The organism is Marinactinospora endophytica, assembly GCF_054780875.1.
The window spans coordinates 348,062-365,212 of sequence record NZ_BAAGVM010000005.1; the positions used below are offsets into that span (position 1 = coordinate 348,062).

Annotated in this window: 21 protein-coding genes; 19 read left to right on the plus strand and 2 right to left on the minus strand. The window is 70.8% G+C overall.

Annotated elements, in window-relative coordinates:
* Positions 1-104: 104 nt before the first annotated feature.
* Both ACYVHU_RS12430 and ACYVHU_RS12435 read right to left on the minus strand, forming a co-directional pair.
* Positions 105-302, minus strand: coding sequence for a hypothetical protein (locus tag ACYVHU_RS12430; RefSeq protein ID WP_498948465.1), 198 nt, complete (start codon positions 300-302; stop codon positions 105-107).
* An 80-nt stretch (positions 303-382) separates the two neighbouring features.
* The gene (locus tag ACYVHU_RS12435; RefSeq protein WP_498948467.1) at positions 383-508 is read right to left on the minus strand and encodes a DUF4177 domain-containing protein; all 126 of its coding nucleotides are present in this window, start codon (positions 506-508) and stop codon (positions 383-385) included.
* Between the two features lie 436 nt (positions 509-944).
* Here ACYVHU_RS12435 and ACYVHU_RS12440 point away from each other — a divergent pair, with 436 nt between their 5' ends.
* From ACYVHU_RS12440 to ACYVHU_RS12530, 19 genes are all read left to right on the plus strand, one after another.
* Positions 945-1,142, plus strand: a complete 198-nt coding sequence (locus ACYVHU_RS12440; RefSeq protein ID WP_498948469.1) for a hypothetical protein — start codon at positions 945-947, stop codon at positions 1,140-1,142.
* Between the two features lie 498 nt (positions 1,143-1,640).
* Positions 1,641-2,114, plus strand: coding sequence for a phage terminase small subunit (locus tag ACYVHU_RS12445; RefSeq protein WP_498948471.1), 474 nt, complete (start codon positions 1,641-1,643; stop codon positions 2,112-2,114).
* A gap of 142 nt (positions 2,115-2,256) precedes the next feature.
* Complete coding sequence (locus tag ACYVHU_RS12450) at positions 2,257-3,762, plus strand: terminase large subunit domain-containing protein (protein WP_498948473.1); 1,506 nt, start codon at positions 2,257-2,259, stop codon at positions 3,760-3,762.
* Positions 3,759-5,084: a phage portal protein gene (locus tag ACYVHU_RS12455; RefSeq protein ID WP_498948475.1), complete on the plus strand. Its 1,326-nt coding sequence runs from the start codon at positions 3,759-3,761 to the stop codon at positions 5,082-5,084. The genes ACYVHU_RS12450 and ACYVHU_RS12455 overlap by 4 nt, the downstream gene beginning before the upstream one ends.
* Positions 5,081-5,860 (plus strand): VG15 protein, encoded by a 780-nt coding sequence (locus ACYVHU_RS12460; protein WP_498948477.1) that lies wholly within the window; start codon positions 5,081-5,083, stop codon positions 5,858-5,860. The genes ACYVHU_RS12455 and ACYVHU_RS12460 overlap by 4 nt, the downstream gene beginning before the upstream one ends.
* A 94-nt stretch (positions 5,861-5,954) precedes the next feature.
* Entirely contained in the window at positions 5,955-6,464 is a 510-nt protein-coding gene (locus tag ACYVHU_RS12465) for a hypothetical protein (RefSeq protein WP_498948479.1), read from the plus strand.
* A gap of 51 nt (positions 6,465-6,515) precedes the next feature.
* Positions 6,516-7,391, plus strand: a complete 876-nt coding sequence (locus tag ACYVHU_RS12470; RefSeq protein WP_498948481.1) for a phage major capsid protein — start codon at positions 6,516-6,518, stop codon at positions 7,389-7,391.
* A gap of 18 nt (positions 7,392-7,409) precedes the next feature.
* Positions 7,410-7,817, plus strand: a complete 408-nt coding sequence (locus tag ACYVHU_RS12475) for a Gp19/Gp15/Gp42 family protein (RefSeq protein ID WP_498948483.1) — start codon at positions 7,410-7,412, stop codon at positions 7,815-7,817.
* Positions 7,814-8,218, plus strand: a complete 405-nt coding sequence (locus ACYVHU_RS12480; protein ID WP_498948484.1) for a hypothetical protein — start codon at positions 7,814-7,816, stop codon at positions 8,216-8,218. Before ACYVHU_RS12475 ends, ACYVHU_RS12480 begins: the two co-directional genes overlap by 4 nt.
* Positions 8,202-8,489, plus strand: coding sequence for a DUF5403 family protein (locus ACYVHU_RS12485; RefSeq protein ID WP_498948486.1), 288 nt, complete (start codon positions 8,202-8,204; stop codon positions 8,487-8,489). The genes ACYVHU_RS12480 and ACYVHU_RS12485 overlap by 17 nt, the downstream gene beginning before the upstream one ends.
* Positions 8,482-8,889: a phage tail termination protein gene (locus tag ACYVHU_RS12490; protein ID WP_498948488.1), complete on the plus strand. Its 408-nt coding sequence runs from the start codon at positions 8,482-8,484 to the stop codon at positions 8,887-8,889. The genes ACYVHU_RS12485 and ACYVHU_RS12490 overlap by 8 nt, the downstream gene beginning before the upstream one ends.
* 73 nt (positions 8,890-8,962) lie before the next feature.
* Positions 8,963-9,511: a phage tail tube protein gene (locus ACYVHU_RS12495; RefSeq protein WP_498948490.1), complete on the plus strand. Its 549-nt coding sequence runs from the start codon at positions 8,963-8,965 to the stop codon at positions 9,509-9,511.
* A gap of 87 nt (positions 9,512-9,598) precedes the next feature.
* Complete coding sequence (locus tag ACYVHU_RS12500; RefSeq protein WP_498948491.1) at positions 9,599-9,955, plus strand: hypothetical protein; 357 nt, start codon at positions 9,599-9,601, stop codon at positions 9,953-9,955.
* The gene (locus tag ACYVHU_RS12505; RefSeq protein WP_498948493.1) at positions 9,952-10,329 is read left to right on the plus strand and encodes a hypothetical protein; all 378 of its coding nucleotides are present in this window, start codon (positions 9,952-9,954) and stop codon (positions 10,327-10,329) included. The genes ACYVHU_RS12500 and ACYVHU_RS12505 overlap by 4 nt, the downstream gene beginning before the upstream one ends.
* Positions 10,330-10,353: 24 nt before the next feature.
* Positions 10,354-13,026, plus strand: a complete 2,673-nt coding sequence (locus tag ACYVHU_RS12510) for a phage tail protein (protein ID WP_498948495.1) — start codon at positions 10,354-10,356, stop codon at positions 13,024-13,026.
* Positions 13,027-13,030: 4 nt separating this feature from the next.
* Positions 13,031-14,419, plus strand: a complete 1,389-nt coding sequence (locus ACYVHU_RS12515) for a hypothetical protein (protein WP_498948496.1) — start codon at positions 13,031-13,033, stop codon at positions 14,417-14,419.
* Positions 14,406-16,601, plus strand: coding sequence for a hypothetical protein (locus ACYVHU_RS12520; protein WP_498948497.1), 2,196 nt, complete (start codon positions 14,406-14,408; stop codon positions 16,599-16,601). The genes ACYVHU_RS12515 and ACYVHU_RS12520 overlap by 14 nt, the downstream gene beginning before the upstream one ends.
* Before the next feature lie 5 nt (positions 16,602-16,606).
* Positions 16,607-16,780: a hypothetical protein gene (locus tag ACYVHU_RS12525; protein ID WP_498948498.1), complete on the plus strand. Its 174-nt coding sequence runs from the start codon at positions 16,607-16,609 to the stop codon at positions 16,778-16,780.
* 67 nt (positions 16,781-16,847) lie between these two features.
* Positions 16,848-17,147, plus strand: coding sequence for a hypothetical protein (locus ACYVHU_RS12530; RefSeq protein WP_498948499.1), 300 nt, complete (start codon positions 16,848-16,850; stop codon positions 17,145-17,147).
* Positions 17,148-17,151 lie beyond the last annotated feature (4 nt).

Here is a 17,151-nt window from a genome sequence, read left to right on the forward strand (position 1 = left end):
AGCACCAGGCCCGGCCCTCACAGGTCGGGCCTTTTTCGTGCCCGCCCGCAGTCCTTCCCGAAGAGCCTTCCGGCCCGGACTTGGGGGTGTCCGGGCCGGAGGGGCTACCTGGCCCTCAACCTCTGCCGCTCTATCGCCATGTGCTGCTCTATCGCCTTGGTCAGTTCGGCGATGGCCTTGGCGAGGGCGGCCGTTGCCAGGACCTGGCCGGCCGTGACGTTGCCCGCCTTGCATACCGCAACCGCGTTCGATGCCCCCTCCCACGCCTCGGCGTTCACATTCGGGGGCGGTGTGATGGCCATGGACTCTCCTTCATCTAGAGGCGCTTCATGATCTCGTAATCGCATGTAACCGCGCAGTGACATCATGGTGGCGGTGGTCGTTAGAACGCCGGTCGCTTCAGCACATATCTCGACGCGGCGACCGTGCCCGTCGGAGCCGAGTCGATGGCGACCAGCTCCCATCCCTGGGCGCCGAGCGCGTTCAGCTCGCGTTCTGGATCGCGCACTCCCTCGCTTCACGGGAGGTGTAGTAGTGGATCCTGAACTTGGGCATGCTGCCTCCTCAGTAATAGTGCTTGGTGACTTTCCGCTTGGGGATGGCGATGCGGATCAGCCACCACACGAACCACACGATCCCCCAGACGCCACAGGTGCAGATGGTCAAGGCCAAATGCACCGTGTGGGAACACCCCCCTAGGCCGCGTTGCTTCTCCACGCTCTTCCTGACACGCGGCTGGTAGTGCGCGGGCGGGTACGGCGGCTGATGCTGCCACTGCCCGTGGGGGTCATGGGGTCCCTGATGCATCGCACGTCTCCTGCATAGCGGGGGGTTGCCGCGAACACCGTATTGCGGCGCCGCGCCAGGAGCGCCCCCGCGTGTCCCTCGTGGCCACGCCCGGCCACAAAGGCAACCGAGACCGGTCTCGCGCGTCGGAGGTGAGCATGGCCGCAAACGACCTCGAACGGTACTGGAAGAACGGAGCCGGCGCCCTGCGCATCCGATGGGGGACCCCTGGAGACTTCACCAGGTGTGTCCGCCAGCTCGACAAGCACGTCGGCGGCGACCGGGCCAGGCGCATCTGCGCTCAGTGGCACTACGACGAGAATGGGTTCTGGCCGGGTGACCGGAGGAACCGCTAATGCCCGGCTGGGCATCCTCAACGCGGCGACAGCGGCTCCCCTCCGACTGGGCGGCCATCCGCGCACGGATCCTCGACCGCGACGGCCGCCAGTGCACGTGGACCGAGCATGGCGAGCGATGTGACCGGCCGGCGACCGATGTCGACCACATCACCCCGGGCGACGACCACTCCGATGAGAACCTCCGGTCGCTGTGCCGCCGTCACCATCGGACCAAGAGCAGCAGCGAAGGCGGAAAAGCGCGAGCAGCAGCACGCGCGAAACGAAAACGGAAAGAACGTCCACATCCAGGTGCGATCGAACCAAGCCCAAACCGATGACGATCACGCAGCGTAAACAGGGTGGGGGGATGCCCTCCCCCCGGAGGTGCTCCTGACCGCTGCGTCATAGCCGCTGCCAGGCACTACGGGTTTTCAAGTTCGGACCCTCGAAGTTCTGTGACCGTGCGTAACCTCCATGCGGAAGGGGGTGGGCGTGGTGGCAGGAACCCGCGGCCCCGTGCCGAAACGCTCGGACCAGCGACGCCGGATGAACAAGGCGCAGGACGACGGGACCCCAGTGGAGATCACCCGCGCCCCCGCTGGAAGTCCGACTCCCGTCCCGGCTCCGCCGGCGAATGAGTCGTGGCACCCGATCGCCCGCGCCTGGTACGACTCCCTGGCCGCGTCGGGGCAGGCGGTGTTCTACGAGGCTTCCGATTGGGCGACGGCGGCACTGCTCGCCGAGTCGATCAGCCGGGACCTTTCCCCGCAGGTGGTGGGGACGACGGAGTCCGGGGAGATCCTGCGGGACACGATCCCGCTCAAAGGGGCCAGCCTGTCCGCGTATCTGAAGGGCATGAGCAGCCTGCTCGTGACCGAAGGGGATCGCCGGCGCGCTCGGGTTGAGCTGCAACGCGGTACCGCGGTGGACGACGACGAGGATGCGGCGGTGGTGGCGATCGATGAGTGGCAGTCCAAGTTCGCCCAGTAACCCGGGCGGCCGCCTGGTCACGATGCCCGATGGGGTCCCCGAGTACACGTTGGGGTGGGAGGTTGTCCGGTGGGCAACGAAGTACCTGCGCCATCCGAACGGCCCGAACGCTGGCCATCGGTGGGAGTTCGTCCCTAGCCAGGTGCGGTTCCTGCTGTGGTGGTACGCGGTCGATGAGTCCGGCCGGTGGCTGTACTCGCACGGTGTGCGCCGGCTCGCGAAGGGGTCGGGCAAGAGCCCGTTCGCGGCGCTCCTGGCCCTCGCCGAGCTGGTCGCGCCGGTGCGCCTGGATGACTTCGATCGGGACCGTCCCGGCGGTGTGGTTGGCCGGCCGGTGGGGATGCCGCTGGTTCAGATCGCGGCCACGGCGGAGTCGCAGACTGAGAACACGATGCGGATGGTTCGGGCGCTCGCGCCGAAGGGGTCGCGGCTTGTTGCCGACTTCCAGCTTGATCCTGGCAGGACCCAGTATTTCCGGCAGCCTGAGGGCAAGCTGGCCGTCATGACGTCATCGTCCGCGGCGGCGGAGGGCGGCGAGGCGACGTTCATCGTCGGCGATGAGACCGAGCACTGGTTGCCGGGGAACGGCGGCCCCGAGTTCTTCTCGACGCTCGCGGACAACTTGGCGAAGTCCGGTTCCCGGATGCTGGAGACGTCGAACGCATGGCGGCCCGAGCGCGGGTCGGTTGCGGAGGCGACGTACCAGGCGTGGGTGGCCCAGGAGGAGGGCCGCAACCGGGCGGCGATGAAGATCCTGTACGACGCCCGGGTGGCCCCGCCGGATACGGACATGGGTGATGAGAGGTCGCTGCGGCGGGCGCTGGATTTCGTCTATGACGACTGCTGGTGGGTCGACCGCAGCTTCATCATGAACCGAATCTGGCAGGGCACTAGCAGTCCGGACGACTCGGAGCGGAAGTACTTGAACCGGCCGACCGAGGCGCGTGATGCGTGGGTGCGGGGTGCGGATTGGGAGAAGTGCGCCGACCCGACAAAGGTTCTCGCTGATGGGGATCAGGTCGCGATGGCGGCGGACCTGTCGAAGCGAGGGGATGCGACCGCGGTCATCCTGTGCCGCATCTCGGACGGGCACCTGTTCACCTGGCGTGTGTGGGAGCCGCCCACCGACCCGGATGAGGCCCGAGACTGGGAGGTCCCCCGTCTCCAGGTTGACGCGACGATCGCCGAGGTGTTCGAGCGGTTCGATGTGGTGGCGTTCTACGCTGAGCCGGGCCCGCTGCTGTCGTATGTGGACAAGTGGGGCGAGGAGTACGGGGACCGGGTGTGCGTCCGCGCGCATCCGAAGAACCCGGTCCGGTTCGACATGCGGTCCACTCAGGGCGGTAAGGCGAACCCGGCGGTGCTCAAGCGGTTCACGCAGGGCGCGGAGTCGCTGCGGGCCGCGATCGAGGACGGGCGGGCGTCGCATGACGGGGACCCGGTGTTGCACCGCCACGTCGTCAACGCCCGCGAGCGGGAGAACCCTTACGGCATTGGCATTGGTAAGAGCAGTCGGCATTCGATGGAGAAAGTCGACGCGGCGGTGACTGCGGTGATCGCGACCATTGCCCGCACTGACTATCTCGCGCTGCCTGAGTCTCGCCGCCGTGGCGGCCCTGTTGACCGGAGGGTGGTGGTGTTCCGGTGAGCGTGGAGGCGATGCAGGCGCTGTTGGGCAAAGTCGACGCCCAGGCGCCAAGGTTGCAGCGGTTGGACCGTTACTACGAGGGTGGGCAGCGCCTGGAGGCGGTGGGGCTGGCTCTGCCGCCGGAGATGGACCGTCTCCAGACGGTCATCAACTGGCCGGCGTTGGCTGTCGATTCCCTGGAGGAGCGCCTCGACGTCGAGGGGTTCCGGCTGGGCGGCGAGGCGTCGGCGGATGAGCGGCTGTGGGACTGGTGGCAGGCCAACGAGCTCGACGAGGAGTCCTCTCTCGCGCACTTGGACGCGCTCGTGTACGGCCGGTCGTATGTGACGGTGTCCATGGGCGAGTCGGCCGATGATCCGCCGGTGATCACGGTGGAGTCGGCGCGGACGATGGCGGTGGACATCGATCCGGCGACGCGGCGCATTCGGGCCGCCGTCCGCGTTTTCGCGCGGGACGACACGGGCCAGCCGTCGGGGGTGGTGTGGTCGGAGCCCGGCCGCAACGTCCGCTACGAGCGGTCGGGGGCGTCGTGGCGTGCCGTCGAGACCGACACGTTCGCGTTGGACGAGGTCGCGGTGGTGTGCCTGCCGAACCGCGCGCGGCTGGGCCAGCGGGATGGTGTCACGGAGATGCGTGACGTGATCGGGCTGACTGATGCCGCGTGTCGGTCGCTGACCAACTTGCAGGCGGCGCAGGAGATGCTGGCGGTCCCGCAGCGTTACGTGCTCGGCGCGTCCCAGGAGGACTTCCAGGATCAGCGGGGCGAGCCGGTCCCGGTGTGGGAGGCCTACATCGGCCGGTTTTTGGCGTTGGGTAACGCCGACGCGAAGATCGGCCAGTTGCAGGGCGCTGACCTGCGGAATTTCACGGAGGTCATCAATCATTACGCGCGTCTCGTCGCGTCGGTGACGGGCCTGCCGCCGCACTTCCTCGGGTTCTCCTCGGACAACCCCGCCTCCGCGGACGCGATCCGGTCCAGCGAGGCCCGGCTGGTCAAGCGCGCCGAGCGGCGGGCGCGCGCGTTCGGCGAAGGCTGGGAGCGGGTGATGCGGCTCGCGCTGCGGGTGGTCGGCGATGACGACACTGCGGCGCGCCGTCTGGAGACGGTGTGGCGGGATCCGTCGACGCCGACCTACGCGGCCAAGGCCGACGCGGTCACGAAGTTGTACCAGGTGGGGCTTTTGCCGCAGGAGGCGGCGTGGGAGCAGATGGGTTTCTCCCCCGAGTATCGGCGTCGCCTGCGGGCGTTGTCGGACTCGGACCCGGCGGTGCGGTTCCTTGAGCTCGACGCCCAGCGGGAGCCGGCCGAGGTGGAGGCGTGACCCCTCTGGAGCGGCAGCGGCAGTGGAACGCGTTCCTGCGGGCGCTGCGGGAGTTCTTGGTGCCGATGTTGCGCGCGGGCCTGCGTCCGCAAATGTCGCGCGGCGAGTGGGATGCGCTGGTGCAAGCCCTCTACCCGGTGGTGTATCGCGGCCGGCTGGATTTTTGGCGGCTGGCGGAGCGGGCGTACCGGGAGGAGCGTGAGCGCGTCCTGGGGCCTGCCGGCGCCGGCCCGGTGGTGTTCCCGCGTCGCAACTATGCGCCGGAGGCGTTGGACCGGGGGTTGCGGGAGATGGTCAAGGCGCGCTTGGACGCGTTCGCGCCGGAGGATCCGGTGCCGGCGGTGATCGTCGAGGAGGCCGTCACGGTCGCCGAGCGGCACGCCCGTGACGCCGGCCGCCAGGCCATGGTGGACGCGGCGCGTCACGATCCGCGGGCGCTGGGGTATGCGCGTCGTCTGACGGGCGACTACAGCTGCGCGTTCTGCACGATGCTCGCGAGCAGGGGCCCGGTGTATCGGTCGGCTGATGCGGCGCTGATCCGCCACGAGGGCCGCGGGCGTAACGCCCGCCCCACCGGTGAGCCGTTCCACGACAACTGCGACTGCGAGGTCGTGCCGGTCTTCGACCGCGACGACTGGGAGGGGCGTGACCAGTACCTGGAGCTGTCGCGGTTGTGGGACGAACACGCCAACTCCAGCCTCAAGGACTGGCGCCGCTACCTCGACCGGCGCGCCCGAGAACAGCAGGAGACCGGCCGCGAGGCCGCCGCAGCCTGACCCCTCATAGACCACCCCGGAGCCGGACGGCTGCCGGGGTTTTCGCATGCCCCGACAGGGGGCTGCATCAACCGACCCGACACGGGAGCACCGCATGTCTGAGCAGGACGCCCCTACCGGCGCCGACCCCATCGTCGAGCAGGCCGCCGACACGGAGCCCGCCGACCGGCCGCGCGTGGAGAAGGACTGGGAGGCCGAGGCCGCCAAGTGGAAGACGCTCGCGCGCAAGCACGAGACCAGGGCGAAGGAACTCCTGCCCGCGGCCGAGCGGCTGCGGGAGCTGGAGGACGCCCAAAAAACGCAGCTGGAACGCCTCCAGGGCCAGTACGAGGACGCGCTCGGCGCGGCCACGCGCGCCCAGCACGAACTTTGGCGTGAGCGGGCCGCCCGCCGCCACGGCCTCGACGACGAGCTCATCGAGTTTTTGACCGGCGAGTCGGAGGAGGAGCTGGAGGAGCGCGCCAAGGTGCTCGCCGCCAAGCTCGCCACCCGCGTCGAGGCGGCCAAGCCCAAGCCGGGGCCGGCCCCCGACCCGACCCGCGGCCATGCGCCGTCCGGCGGCGGCACGCCTGCCGAGCAGTTCGCAGCCATTTTCAACCAGTAGCCCCACGTGGGGCGCGTGCCCCTGTGACCGGGGCGTAGAGAGGAGGCCCGCATGGCGGGCATCGACATCAACCGCACCACCGCTGGCGTGGTCCTGCCCCCGGCCGTGTCCGAGGAGATCTGGCAGGACGCCCAGGAGCAGTCCATCGTCATGCAGCTGGCCCGGCAGATCAACATCCCGGGCCGGGGCGTGACCATCCCGATCATCACCGGGGACCCTGAGGCGCAGTGGGTCGCGGAGACCGAGGAGAAGCCGGTATCCCGGGGGACCCTCGGCAACCGCACGCTCACCCCGTACAAGCTGGCGGTCATTGAACCGTTCTCCATGGAGTTCCGCCGGGACCTGCCGACGCTGTACGCGGCGCTGCGCAGCCGGCTGGCGGGGGCCATCGCCCGCACGTTCGACGAGACGGTCCTTTTCGGCCCGGCCCCAGGCACCGGCTTCGACACGCTGGCGGCCGTGGACACCGTGGACCTGTCCGCCGGGTTCTACGACGGCCTGGTGCAGGCCATTGTCGAGGTGTCCGACGCGTCCGGCGACCTGGACGCCTGGGTGTTCAACGGCTCCGGCGAGGGACTGGCGTTGCAGGCGGTGGACGGCAACGGCCGGCCGCTGTTCATCAACAACCTCCAGACGGAGGGCCGCTCGATCGGCACCCTGCTGGGCCGCCCCGCCTACAAGTCCAAGCACGTCAACGACGGCGGGGCGACGGTCGGGTTCGGCGGCGACTGGTCCAGCGCCATGTACGGCATGGTCACCGGCATCTCCATCTCCGAGTCCGACCAGGCCACCCTGACCGACTCCGACGGCACCGTCCTCAACCTGTGGCAGCGCAACATGTTCGCGATCCGCGCCGAGGTGGAGATCGGTTTCGCGGTGCGCGACGACGCGCGTTTCGTGCGCCTGACCGGCGCTTCCGGCTCCTGACAGGGGAGGGGGCGGACCGTGGCGTATGCGACCGTCGATGACGTACAGGCGCGGATGGGGCGCCCCCTCACCGCAGAGGAGCGTCAGCTTGCCGCCACGCTGCTCGATGACGTGGAGGCGATGCTGCGGGCTCGCATCGCGGACCTGGACGGGCGGGCGGCCGACCCGAACTACCGCTCCCTGGTGGTGATGGTCGAGTCGAATGCGGTCACCCGGGTCCTGAAAAACCCGGACGGCTACCGGCAGGAGAGCGAGGGAAACTACTCCTACTCGCTGAACACCGCGGCGGCCGCCGGGTACCTGCTCGTCCTCGACTCGGAATGGGCGCTGCTCGGCGTGTCCCGCGGGGCGTGGACCATCACTCCGGTGGTGCGATCCCGCCGTCGCCACCCGGACCCGTGGGAGCCGGGGAGGTGCTGGCCGTGAGCCTGCTCGACCGCGGCGAGGAGACCCTCGACGTCTACCCCGAGGTGGAGACCCTCGATGACTTGGGCAACGTCGTCGTCGGCCCCGCGTCCGAGCCGGTGCGGATCCGCGCATCCGTGCAGCCCGTCACTTCCGACGAGCTGTCGGCGGTCGGCCAGGATCTGGTCACCACCTACCGGGTGATCTGCCGGAGTGCGCCGTTGGGCGCGTGGGCGCGGGTGCGGTGGGTGTCTGCGGGGGGCACGTGGTGGGACGTGATCGGCCGGCCGCGCCGGTACGGCATGTCCCCGCGCACCGCGCACATCGACGCGCTTCTGCGCGAACGCAAAGACCGGCCCGTCCCCGGCGAAGAGCCGATCCCGTTGGGAGGTGGCGATGGCGCAGGTGTATCGCTCGGTTGAGCGGGTCGCGGCGCATGAGGCGCACGAGGCGACGATCGCCCAGGCCGGCCGGTTGGCCGGGGTGGCGCGGCAGCGGCTGGCGCAGCACCGGGCCACCGGCCGCGCTCGGATCGAGGTCGCTGCGGGGCGCCGGAGTGACGCGTTCGTCGAGCTCGTCGACCCGGACGGCAACGCGCTCGCGATCGAGTTCGGCCGGGTCGGCACCCGGGACCGTGGCACGTCCCAGGGGGTGTACGCGCTGCATGCGGCGATGGGAGCCCGCGATGGCTAGGCTCCCGCGCACCGACGCGCTGCTGGTGGCCGCAGTGCGGGCCGCCGTCCCGTCCGATGTGACGGTGGGGTCCCGCATTCCTGACCGGATGCCGGTGCCGTTCATCATGGTCCGCCGCGCCGGAGGTTCCAGCATCCACCCGGAGTTCCTGGACCAGGCCGTGGTGGATGCCCAGGTGTGGGCCGGCACGGATAGCGCGGCCGAGGATCTCGCCCAGGCCGTCCGCGACGCTCTGTATCGAGCATCCCGGTATCCCCAGTTCGCCCTGAAGGGCGTCGGGTCGATCGCATGGTTCTCCGAGACATCGGCGCCCACGCTGCTGCCCTCGGACTCTGAAGACCACGACGTGTACCGCTACCAGGCCACCTACGTGATCAACGCGCGCCCCGACCAGGGCTGAGCTACACATGCGCCTCTCGGCGCACAGGTCCGCACCTGATTCCTGTCCGCATCTGTGCCCGAGGAGGCCACGCATGCTCGACGACTCCGCTGTCGTCATCCCCGGCGAGGGGCACCTGTACTTCGACATCACCGGCACCGCGACGCGGCCGACCGACCCTTTCAACCCGGTCGGGTTGGAGGAGGTGGGGCACACCTCACGCGAGTCCCCGCTGACCATCGCCCAGGAGGGCGGGGAGAGGACCGTGCACGGGTCCTGGCAGAACGCCGCGCTGCGCGAGTCGATCTCGCCGGTCACGCAGATGTTCCAGTTCGCCCTGTTGCAGTGGGATGAGCTCGCCTACCAGTTGTACTACGGCGCCGGCGGCGTCATGGATGGCGACTACTACAGCGTGCTGAAGGGCACGCCGCAGCCCACCGAGGGAGCTATGTACATCCGCGTGGACGACGGGAATCAGTTCGCGGATTTCTGGCTGCCCCGGGTGTCCATCCTGCGCGCCGACAACGTCGAACTCGACCCTGAAGCGCTGTCGGGCTTCCCGGTGCAGGCCACCGTGCTCGGCAGCAGCGACCTGGACTACCTGTTCCAGGTGGGGACGAAGCGCGCCGCTGGCGGCTCCTGATACCCCCGGCGTGTGGGACGCGGACCCCCACGCGCCGGGCCTCTCCCCTGGTCCGCACCCGCCATCGACCCACATGGAGGTCCGCCCATGTCCACCATCGACCTGACCGCATTCCAGGCCAAGGGCAGCGCCACCGTCGTCACCATGCCCGAGGGCGACGAGATCGCGCTGCGCCCCCTGATGCAGCTGGGGTCCGAACACGACCAGCTGCTCATAGACGTGATCACCCAGCTCGGCGCCCTGCGCGCCGACAAGGACGGCAGCGCGCCCATCGAGGCGTTGGGCGGCGTCATGCCGCTGGCCGTCAAGCTTTTGGCCGCCGCCGCCCCCGACAAGCACGCCGCGCGCCGCCTGGACCGACTGCCGCTGATGGCCCGGTTCCAGGTGCTCATGGGCTACATCCAGGACCAGGACCTGGGGGGGCCGTCGCCCTCCGAAAGTTGATCCGCGACTTCGGAGGGCCGCTGTACGCGGACCTGCTGCGCGAGTACCGCGTCGACCTTCGGGCGGTGTGCCGCGGCGAGGGGCCACCGCCGTCGCTGGTGCTGGAGCTGATCGAACACCTGACCTCGGACTCGGCGTTCGCGGCGGCCGCGGCGGCCGAGTCGACGGGGTCGGATCCGCGCGAGTGGCGGCGGTGGCAGTCTCGAGTTCATACGGCGCTGCTGGCCGCGGAGCAGATCGATTTCACCCGCGAGCAGACGAAGGCGCACGTCGGCAAGCGGTACCGGTTCAAGCCGCATCCAAGGCCGGGATCGACGCGGAAGCCGCGCCTGTTGACCGTGGCCGAGATCAACCGAGGGCGCGAAGCGCCGTGACCTGACGTCGAGGGGGTGCGCCCCTTGGCTGGTCCCGGTGGGCCTACTGTCGGCCGCGTCAACATTCGCGTCGCCCCGGACACGAGCCGGTTCCGTGAGGAGCTGGGCCGGTCGCTGGAGCGGCTGGAGCGCGCCCTCGCCGTCAACATCCCGACCCGGATCGACACGCGCACGATCACCCGCGACGCGATCGCCGCCAAACGCACGATCGAGCGGCAGCTGTCGGGGATCACCACCGAGATCGGCCTGGACCCGGACCAGGGTGATCTGGCCCGGACCGTGCGCGCGCTGGACGCCGCGGCGCGGGACCGCACCGCCACCGTGCGGGTGCGCGAGTCGGGCCTGGACCGGCTACGAGACGCCCTGGGCGGGCTCGGCCGGGCCCTGGGCGGGGTGGCCGGGATCGGCGCGGCCGCCGGGGGGATCGCGTCGCTGGGCGCGGGCGCGGCCGTGGCCGCCGCCCAGGTGGTGCAGCTCGGTGCGGCGCTGGCCCCGCTGGCCGGCGCCACCGCGGCGCTTCCGGCCGTCGCGGCCTCGGCCGGCGCGGCGCTGGCCACGCTCCAGGTCGGCCTGATCGGCGTGGGGGACGCGGTTGAGGCCGCGCTGGAGGGTGACGCCGAGGCGCTGGCCGGCGCGGTGGAGGGCCTGGCTCCGGCCGCACGGTCGGCAGTGGTTGAGCTGTCCGAGCTCACCCCAGCACTGGAGAGCATGCAGCGCGCCGTCCAGCAGGGCCTGTTCGCCCCGCTTGAGGGTGAGCTCACCCGGGTGGCCGAGGTGCTGCTGCCGACCCTGCGCGAGGGCATGGTGGAGGTCGCCGGATCGCTCGGCGACATGGGGCGCGGCCTGACATCGCTGGCCACCGCGCCCCGCACGGTCGAGTTCCTCGACGCTGCGTTCTCTTCGACCGCGGCCGCGATCGACAACGCCGCGATGGCGGTGCCCAACCTGCTGTCGGGGCTGACCGCGATCGGCATCGAGGGGCTGCCCTACGTCGAGCGGCTCGGCGCCGCGCTGACGGACGCGACCCAGGATTTCCAGGACTGGGCCATCGCCGCGGCCGAGGGCGGTCGGGTCACCGAGTGGATCGACGGCGCGATCGCCACGTTCTCCCAGCTCGGCGACATCGCGGGCAACGTCGGCGGGATCCTCGGCAGCGTGCTCTCGGCCGCCGGGGACGGCGGGATCCTCGACACGATCGAGGCCCTGACCGGCGCTTTGGACGACTTCCTCGCCTCGGCTGAGGGCGTCGAGGCGTTGGAGGGCGTGTTCGCGGGCCTGTCCGACGTCGGGTCGGCGCTCGCCCCGGTCATCACCGCCCTGGTCTCGGGGATCGGCGCGCTCGCCCCCGCCGTCGGCCGCATCGCCGAGGCGTTCGGCCCGGTCCTGACCAGCGCGATCGACGGTCTGGTGCCGGCGCTGGCCGCCCTGGAGCCCGGTATCACCGCGGTCATCGACGCGCTCGGCCAGGGCATCGACGCGCTGATCGCCACCGGCGGGCTGGAGGCGATCGGCACCGCCCTGTCCGACATCCTGATCGCGCTGGCCCCGCTGCTGCCGCTGCTGGGCGAGCTGGCCGGCACGGTGCTGGTGCTGCTCGCCGACGTGTTGACCGCGCTCGCGCCGGGCCTGGAGACGCTCACCACGGCGCTGGTGGACGCGCTGGCCCCGGTGCTGCCCGAGCTGTCAGAGGCACTGACCGCGCTGGTGGAGGCGCTGGCCCCGCTGATCCCGGCGCTGGTCGAGGCCCTGCTGCCGGTGATCGAGCTGCTGCCTGAGCTGCTGGTGATGATCGCCGAGCAGACGTCGGCGTGGGCGTCGATGATCGACCAGCTGATGCCCGCGATCGAGTGGCTGGTGGAGGGCATCGGCAACATCGTCGCCGCCGCCGCCGACCTGATCATCTGGCTGGTGGATCTGGCCACCTCGTTTTGGGAGATGGCGGGCGACGTCGAGGGCGCCGCCGCCGCGATCTCCGAGTGGGTCGGCGACATGGCCGACGCGGTCGCCGATTGGTTCGGCGACATGCGGGATGGCGCGGCTGACGCCGTGTCCGACATGGTCGACCGGATCAACGACAGCATCGACGCGCTGATCGACCTGGTGGTGGGCGGGGTGCGCGACGCCCGCGACGGCGCCGTGGAGATGATCGGCGGCCTGGTGCGTGGCCTGCGTGACGGGGTGGGCCGCGCCGTCGACGCCGTGGCCTCGCTGCCCCGGCGGATCCGCGAGTTTTTCGGCGGCGCGCGGGACTGGCTGGTCAACGCCGGAAAGAACGTGATCTACGGCCTCATCGAAGGGATCCAGGATGCGGCCGCGCTGCTGTGGGACCGGATGGCCGGAATCGCCCAGGGGGTGCGCGACTACTGGCCTTTCTCCCCGGCCCGGGTGGGACCGCTGCGGTCCCATCCGATGGACCAGGCCGGCGAGAACCTCGCGCGGATGCTCGCCGAGGGGATGCGCCGCGGCGAGTCCCTCGTCACGGCGGCCTCCCACGACCTCGCCGCGTCCGTGATCCAGCCAACCCTCGGCGACCTGCCCGACACTACGGTCGCCACGACCCAGGGCGACATGATCCGCCTGCTGGAGGCCCTCCTCGCCGAGGTCGCCACCACCGGAGGCGACATCGTGTTGCAGGTCGATTCCCAGGAGATCGCGCGGGCCGCCCGAGAAGGCGACCGCCTGGCGAGCAGGAGGTGAGCGCGTGCACGTCGGACTGACCAACCCTGATCAGACGATGGGCTGGGAGGAACCCTCCGTGCCGCTGCAGTCACTGGGCGGCTATGTGTCCTCGACGCAGGCAGGCCCTGACCTGCTTGCCGACGTATTCGAGCAGCAGGTCGACTACCGGTGTGTGTGCATCGACGCCGAGGGCGCCGTGTCGATCACCGTCACCCTGTCCGGGCCCGGCCTGGAGCTGGCCCTGGACCCCACCGAGTCCCAGACCTGGGACTCGTCGTTCCCCCAGGCGCTGGTGGCCTCCTCCCCCACCAGCCCGCCCACCGGAGGCACCCTGACCTGGGTCACCGGACAGCTGGCGATCCCCGACCCCGACCCTGACACGAGGGCGTTTTGGATCCGGCGCACGCCCACCGGGTCGGGCGGGGCGAAGTCGGGGCAGCTCACCGTGGACTGGTACGAGGCCGACGGGCCGCACACCTGGACGGTGCCGCTGGCCTGGACCGAGCCCGCGCCGCCCCCACCCCAGCTGCCGCCCGCCACGGCGCCCGCGGTGCGCGACCTGTGGATCGGGCCGCTCGGATGGATGCGCCCCGTCGAGGAACGCTCCACCACGTGGACCCGACCTCGCGACCTGGCGACAGCGGAGTTCCGGGCGTTGGACGGCAGAGTCACCGCGTCACGCGGACGGCGGACGCCCCGCCGAACCGCTTGGGCGTGGGACCGGCTGCGCCCCGTCGACTACGACCACCTCGTCGAGGTCACCTACACCTCCCGCACCGGCAGCGCGGTGGTAGAGGTCATCGACCCGGCCGCGCGCAACCTTTTGTCCGCCGACCAGTCGCGGGGGCGCCCGCTGGCCACGGGCACCACCGCCGAGGCGGTGGCGGACTGGACCATCTCCGGAGGAGGCGACCTGATGGTCGGGCTGACCGGCGCCGACCGGTGGGCGTGCGTGCGCGACCCGGCCGACGGCGCGGTGCTGACGTGGCTGGGCCCCTACTACGGGCCGCGCGGCTGGCCGGTCATGCCGGGCATGGGCGTGCACTGGCGGCTGGCCACCACCGGGACCAGCGCCATCGCCGCCACCGCCCAGCCGAGGCTGATGTTCTACGACTCCAACGGCGGCGAGGTCGGCTATGCGGTGGGCGGCGCGGGGTCGGCCTACGTCTCGGCCGATGCCCCCGACGGCGCGGTCACCGTGGTCCCCCAGGCGGTGCTGGCCGCGCGCAGCGGTCTGACCATCATCGGCGCCGCCCACCTGGCCTACGCCCCCATCCCGACCGAGGGCGACGTGCCGATCGGGGACGGCTGCCCCACCTACACGATCGCGAACATGGCCGATTCCCCGCAGCTGCCCTACCACAGCGTGACGCTGGACCTGGTGGAGGTGAGATCGGGTGCGTACCGGTAGCCCCGAACTGGCCGACGCCCTACAGCGCGGCGATCGAACCTATGACGCGCGCGTTCGTCTGGGCGGCGTCGACGTCACCGACGAGGTCACGTCGTGGTCGGTCGATCGCGCTTACAGCACTGGGCTGCCCGCCCAGGTCGCGCTCAGCTCGGGAGCCGAGTCGGCGCAGGCCGCGCTCACCCTGTCTGGCGACGCGGGACGCACTGCCGCGCAGCGCTACAGCCCGTGGGCGCCCCGGGCCACGGCTGACATCGCGCGGGCCGGGCAGTCCGCGGTGGTGGAGTGGGGGCTGGCCGAACAACGGCTAGCCGCGTTGCGCGGCCGGGTCCGGTCGACGACCGCTGACGCGCGCGCGGGCACGGCGCAGGTGGCGGCGCTGGATGGCGCCGAGCAGCTGCGCGGCGCGGCGTGGCTGCCGTCGGTGATGTCGTCCTCGATGACGGCGGTGTCGGTGCCGTGGGTGGTCGATCACGCTCTGCGCTGCTCGGGGGTGTACAACTCTCCGCCCGCACGGCGCGATGCGATCTTTTTTGCGTCGCTGAACAGGGGCGTTGCCGCGAACATGGGTACGGCCTTGAGCTGGACTGGCCTGAGCGGCTTCCGTGACAGTGACGCTCCGTGGTCGTATGGGCCCTACTCCACCTCCGGTGGCTACACGATCACCTGGGCGCCGCAGCGGCGCACCATCACCCAGCAGACCACCCTCATGGTGGACTGGTGGATCGCGCCGACCAGCGCCGCCACCGCCACGGCGTCCACGGTCACCCTGCGGTTCCGCAGGTCGGAGAACGCTTCCGATGGGGAAACCGTGGTGGAGCTGACCGTCGACCCGTTCGGTACCGGCTGGAGGATGGGCGTCCGCGTTAACGGATCCGGGCTGACATGGTCAGTGCCGTCGGGGTATGGCGCCCTCGGCCGCCCCAACAAAATCACGTTTCAAATCGGGTTCACCAGCCTGTCAGCAGGGGTCACCGCGCGCGGGTGGCTGTCCAGCCCCTACGGGCAGTGGGCCACCCCCACCTACACCGGCGCCGCCCCGATTTTCGGATGGCTGTACGACATCACCCTGACCGGTCGCGCCCCCGTGGAGTGTCTGGGCGTGGCCCGCGCCGTGGGCAGCGTCTCGGTGCTGGAGTCCTGGCGGCGCACCGCCTACGTCCTCCCCGGCATCCCGGCCACCGACTACCGGCTGATGGCCACCCCCCAGGTGTCAGGCACCTGGTGGGACCTGCTGAAACAGGTGGCCGACGCCCACATGTGCCATTTCGCGTTCGACGAGTCCGGCGTGTTCTGGTTCCACCCACGAGACTGGACGGATCCGGGCGCGCAGGTCGAGCCCGACGCCACGATCACCGCGGCCCGCGAACTGGGGCAGATGGTGGTACGTGAGGAGATCGATGGCGTCGCCAACGCCATCACGGCCAGCTTCACCGGCTGGACGTGGGACAGCTCGGGCAGCGCGGACAGGGTCACCGGGCCGGCGGTCACGGTGCCGGCCTCAAGCACGCTGACCGTGACGCTGGAGATGACCCAGCGCCCCTGGGAGACGGCCTGCCCGATGCCGTATGCGGTCGCCGGATCAGGCACCCCGGGCCGATCCCGGGTGAAGTTCATCTCCGACACCGGCTCCTACCTGCCCGTGGAGGTGGAGCTGCTGCCCGACCAGCCACAGCCCGTCGTGGTCATGTACAACCGCGGCACGACCCCGGCCCAGGTCCGCGTCGCCGCCGGCGGCGCGCCGTCGCTGGTGCTGGCCGCCGAGACGGTCACCTCCACGGCCCGACCGCCGCGCCGCTACACCGACACCGCCTCCATCGCCCGCTACGGCGAGCAGGCGCTCACGCTCCCCACATCGCCGTGGGTGCAGTTCGCCGACACCGCCGACGCCATCGCCGGTCAGGTGCTGGCGTGGACCGCGTGGCCGATCCCGCTGACCTCCAGCGTGGAGATCCTGCCCGACCCGCGTCTACAGCTCGGGGACGTGGTGCACATCGTCGACAGCACCGGGACGATGGCCGATGGCCCGCACCGGATCATGGGCTACACCGTGCGCGGCAGCGGCCCGGCGGTGACCATGACGGTGCAGGTCCGGCCGATGTACCGGCCCGCCCGGCCCGTGGACGCCGGCCTGAACCCCGACCCGGTCGCCGACCCCGCCTACGCCCCCCTCTATCCCGGATGAGAGAGATGACCGAGATCAACGAGCCGATCATCCCGCTGCCGCCTCCGCTGCCGCGCCCCGAGCCGCAACTGCCCGAGTCCGACGTGGTCGTCGGGCCGCCGCTTGACGCCCCGGTCGAGGACGGCGGAATCGACACCACCCCGCCCGGCACCGGCCTCGAACCGGGGAGCGGGGAGTAACACAGGAAGGAGGCGCTCAGTGTCTGATGAGCCGAGCGCCTGGGAACTCCAGCGGTCGCTCGCGGACATGCGAACTGACCTGCGCGAAGGATTCGCGCAAGTCAACGCCCGCCTGGACAGGGTCGTGTCCAGCGACCTCTTCAGCGCCTACCAGGTGCAGGTGGCTCAACGTTTCGCCGAGGTGGAGAAGGACTTGGCGACCCTGCAAACCGAGGTCACTGAGGAGCGGAAGGCGCACCGGGAGGAGCATCGGGCCGACGAGCGGCAGCGCGCCGCTGACCGTAAATGGGTGATGTCGGCGATCGTGGTCCCGATCGTGCTGCTGCTGGCGCAGTGGGTCGCACCGATGCTCGGGGTCGGGTCATGAGGCG

Bases quoted from the DNA above. Each gene is read 5' to 3' on its own strand.
- ACYVHU_RS12440 (WP_498948469.1), top strand. From the start codon at position 945: ATGGCCGCAAACGACCTCGAACGGTACTGGAAGAACGGAGCCGGCGCC.
- ACYVHU_RS12500 (WP_498948491.1), top strand. From the start codon at position 9,599: ATGTCCACCATCGACCTGACCGCATTCCAGGCCAAGGGCAGCGCCACC.
- ACYVHU_RS12525 (WP_498948498.1), top strand. From the start codon at position 16,607: ATGACCGAGATCAACGAGCCGATCATCCCGCTGCCGCCTCCGCTGCCG.
- ACYVHU_RS12470 (WP_498948481.1), top strand. From the start codon at position 6,516: ATGGCGGGCATCGACATCAACCGCACCACCGCTGGCGTGGTCCTGCCC.
- ACYVHU_RS12495 (WP_498948490.1), top strand. From the start codon at position 8,963: ATGCTCGACGACTCCGCTGTCGTCATCCCCGGCGAGGGGCACCTGTAC.
- ACYVHU_RS12465 (WP_498948479.1), top strand. From the start codon at position 5,955: ATGTCTGAGCAGGACGCCCCTACCGGCGCCGACCCCATCGTCGAGCAG.
- ACYVHU_RS12490 (WP_498948488.1), top strand. From the start codon at position 8,482: ATGGCTAGGCTCCCGCGCACCGACGCGCTGCTGGTGGCCGCAGTGCGG.
- ACYVHU_RS12530 (WP_498948499.1), top strand. From the start codon at position 16,848: ATGCGAACTGACCTGCGCGAAGGATTCGCGCAAGTCAACGCCCGCCTG.
- ACYVHU_RS12430 (WP_498948465.1), bottom strand. From the start codon at position 302: ATGGCCATCACACCGCCCCCGAATGTGAACGCCGAGGCGTGGGAGGGG.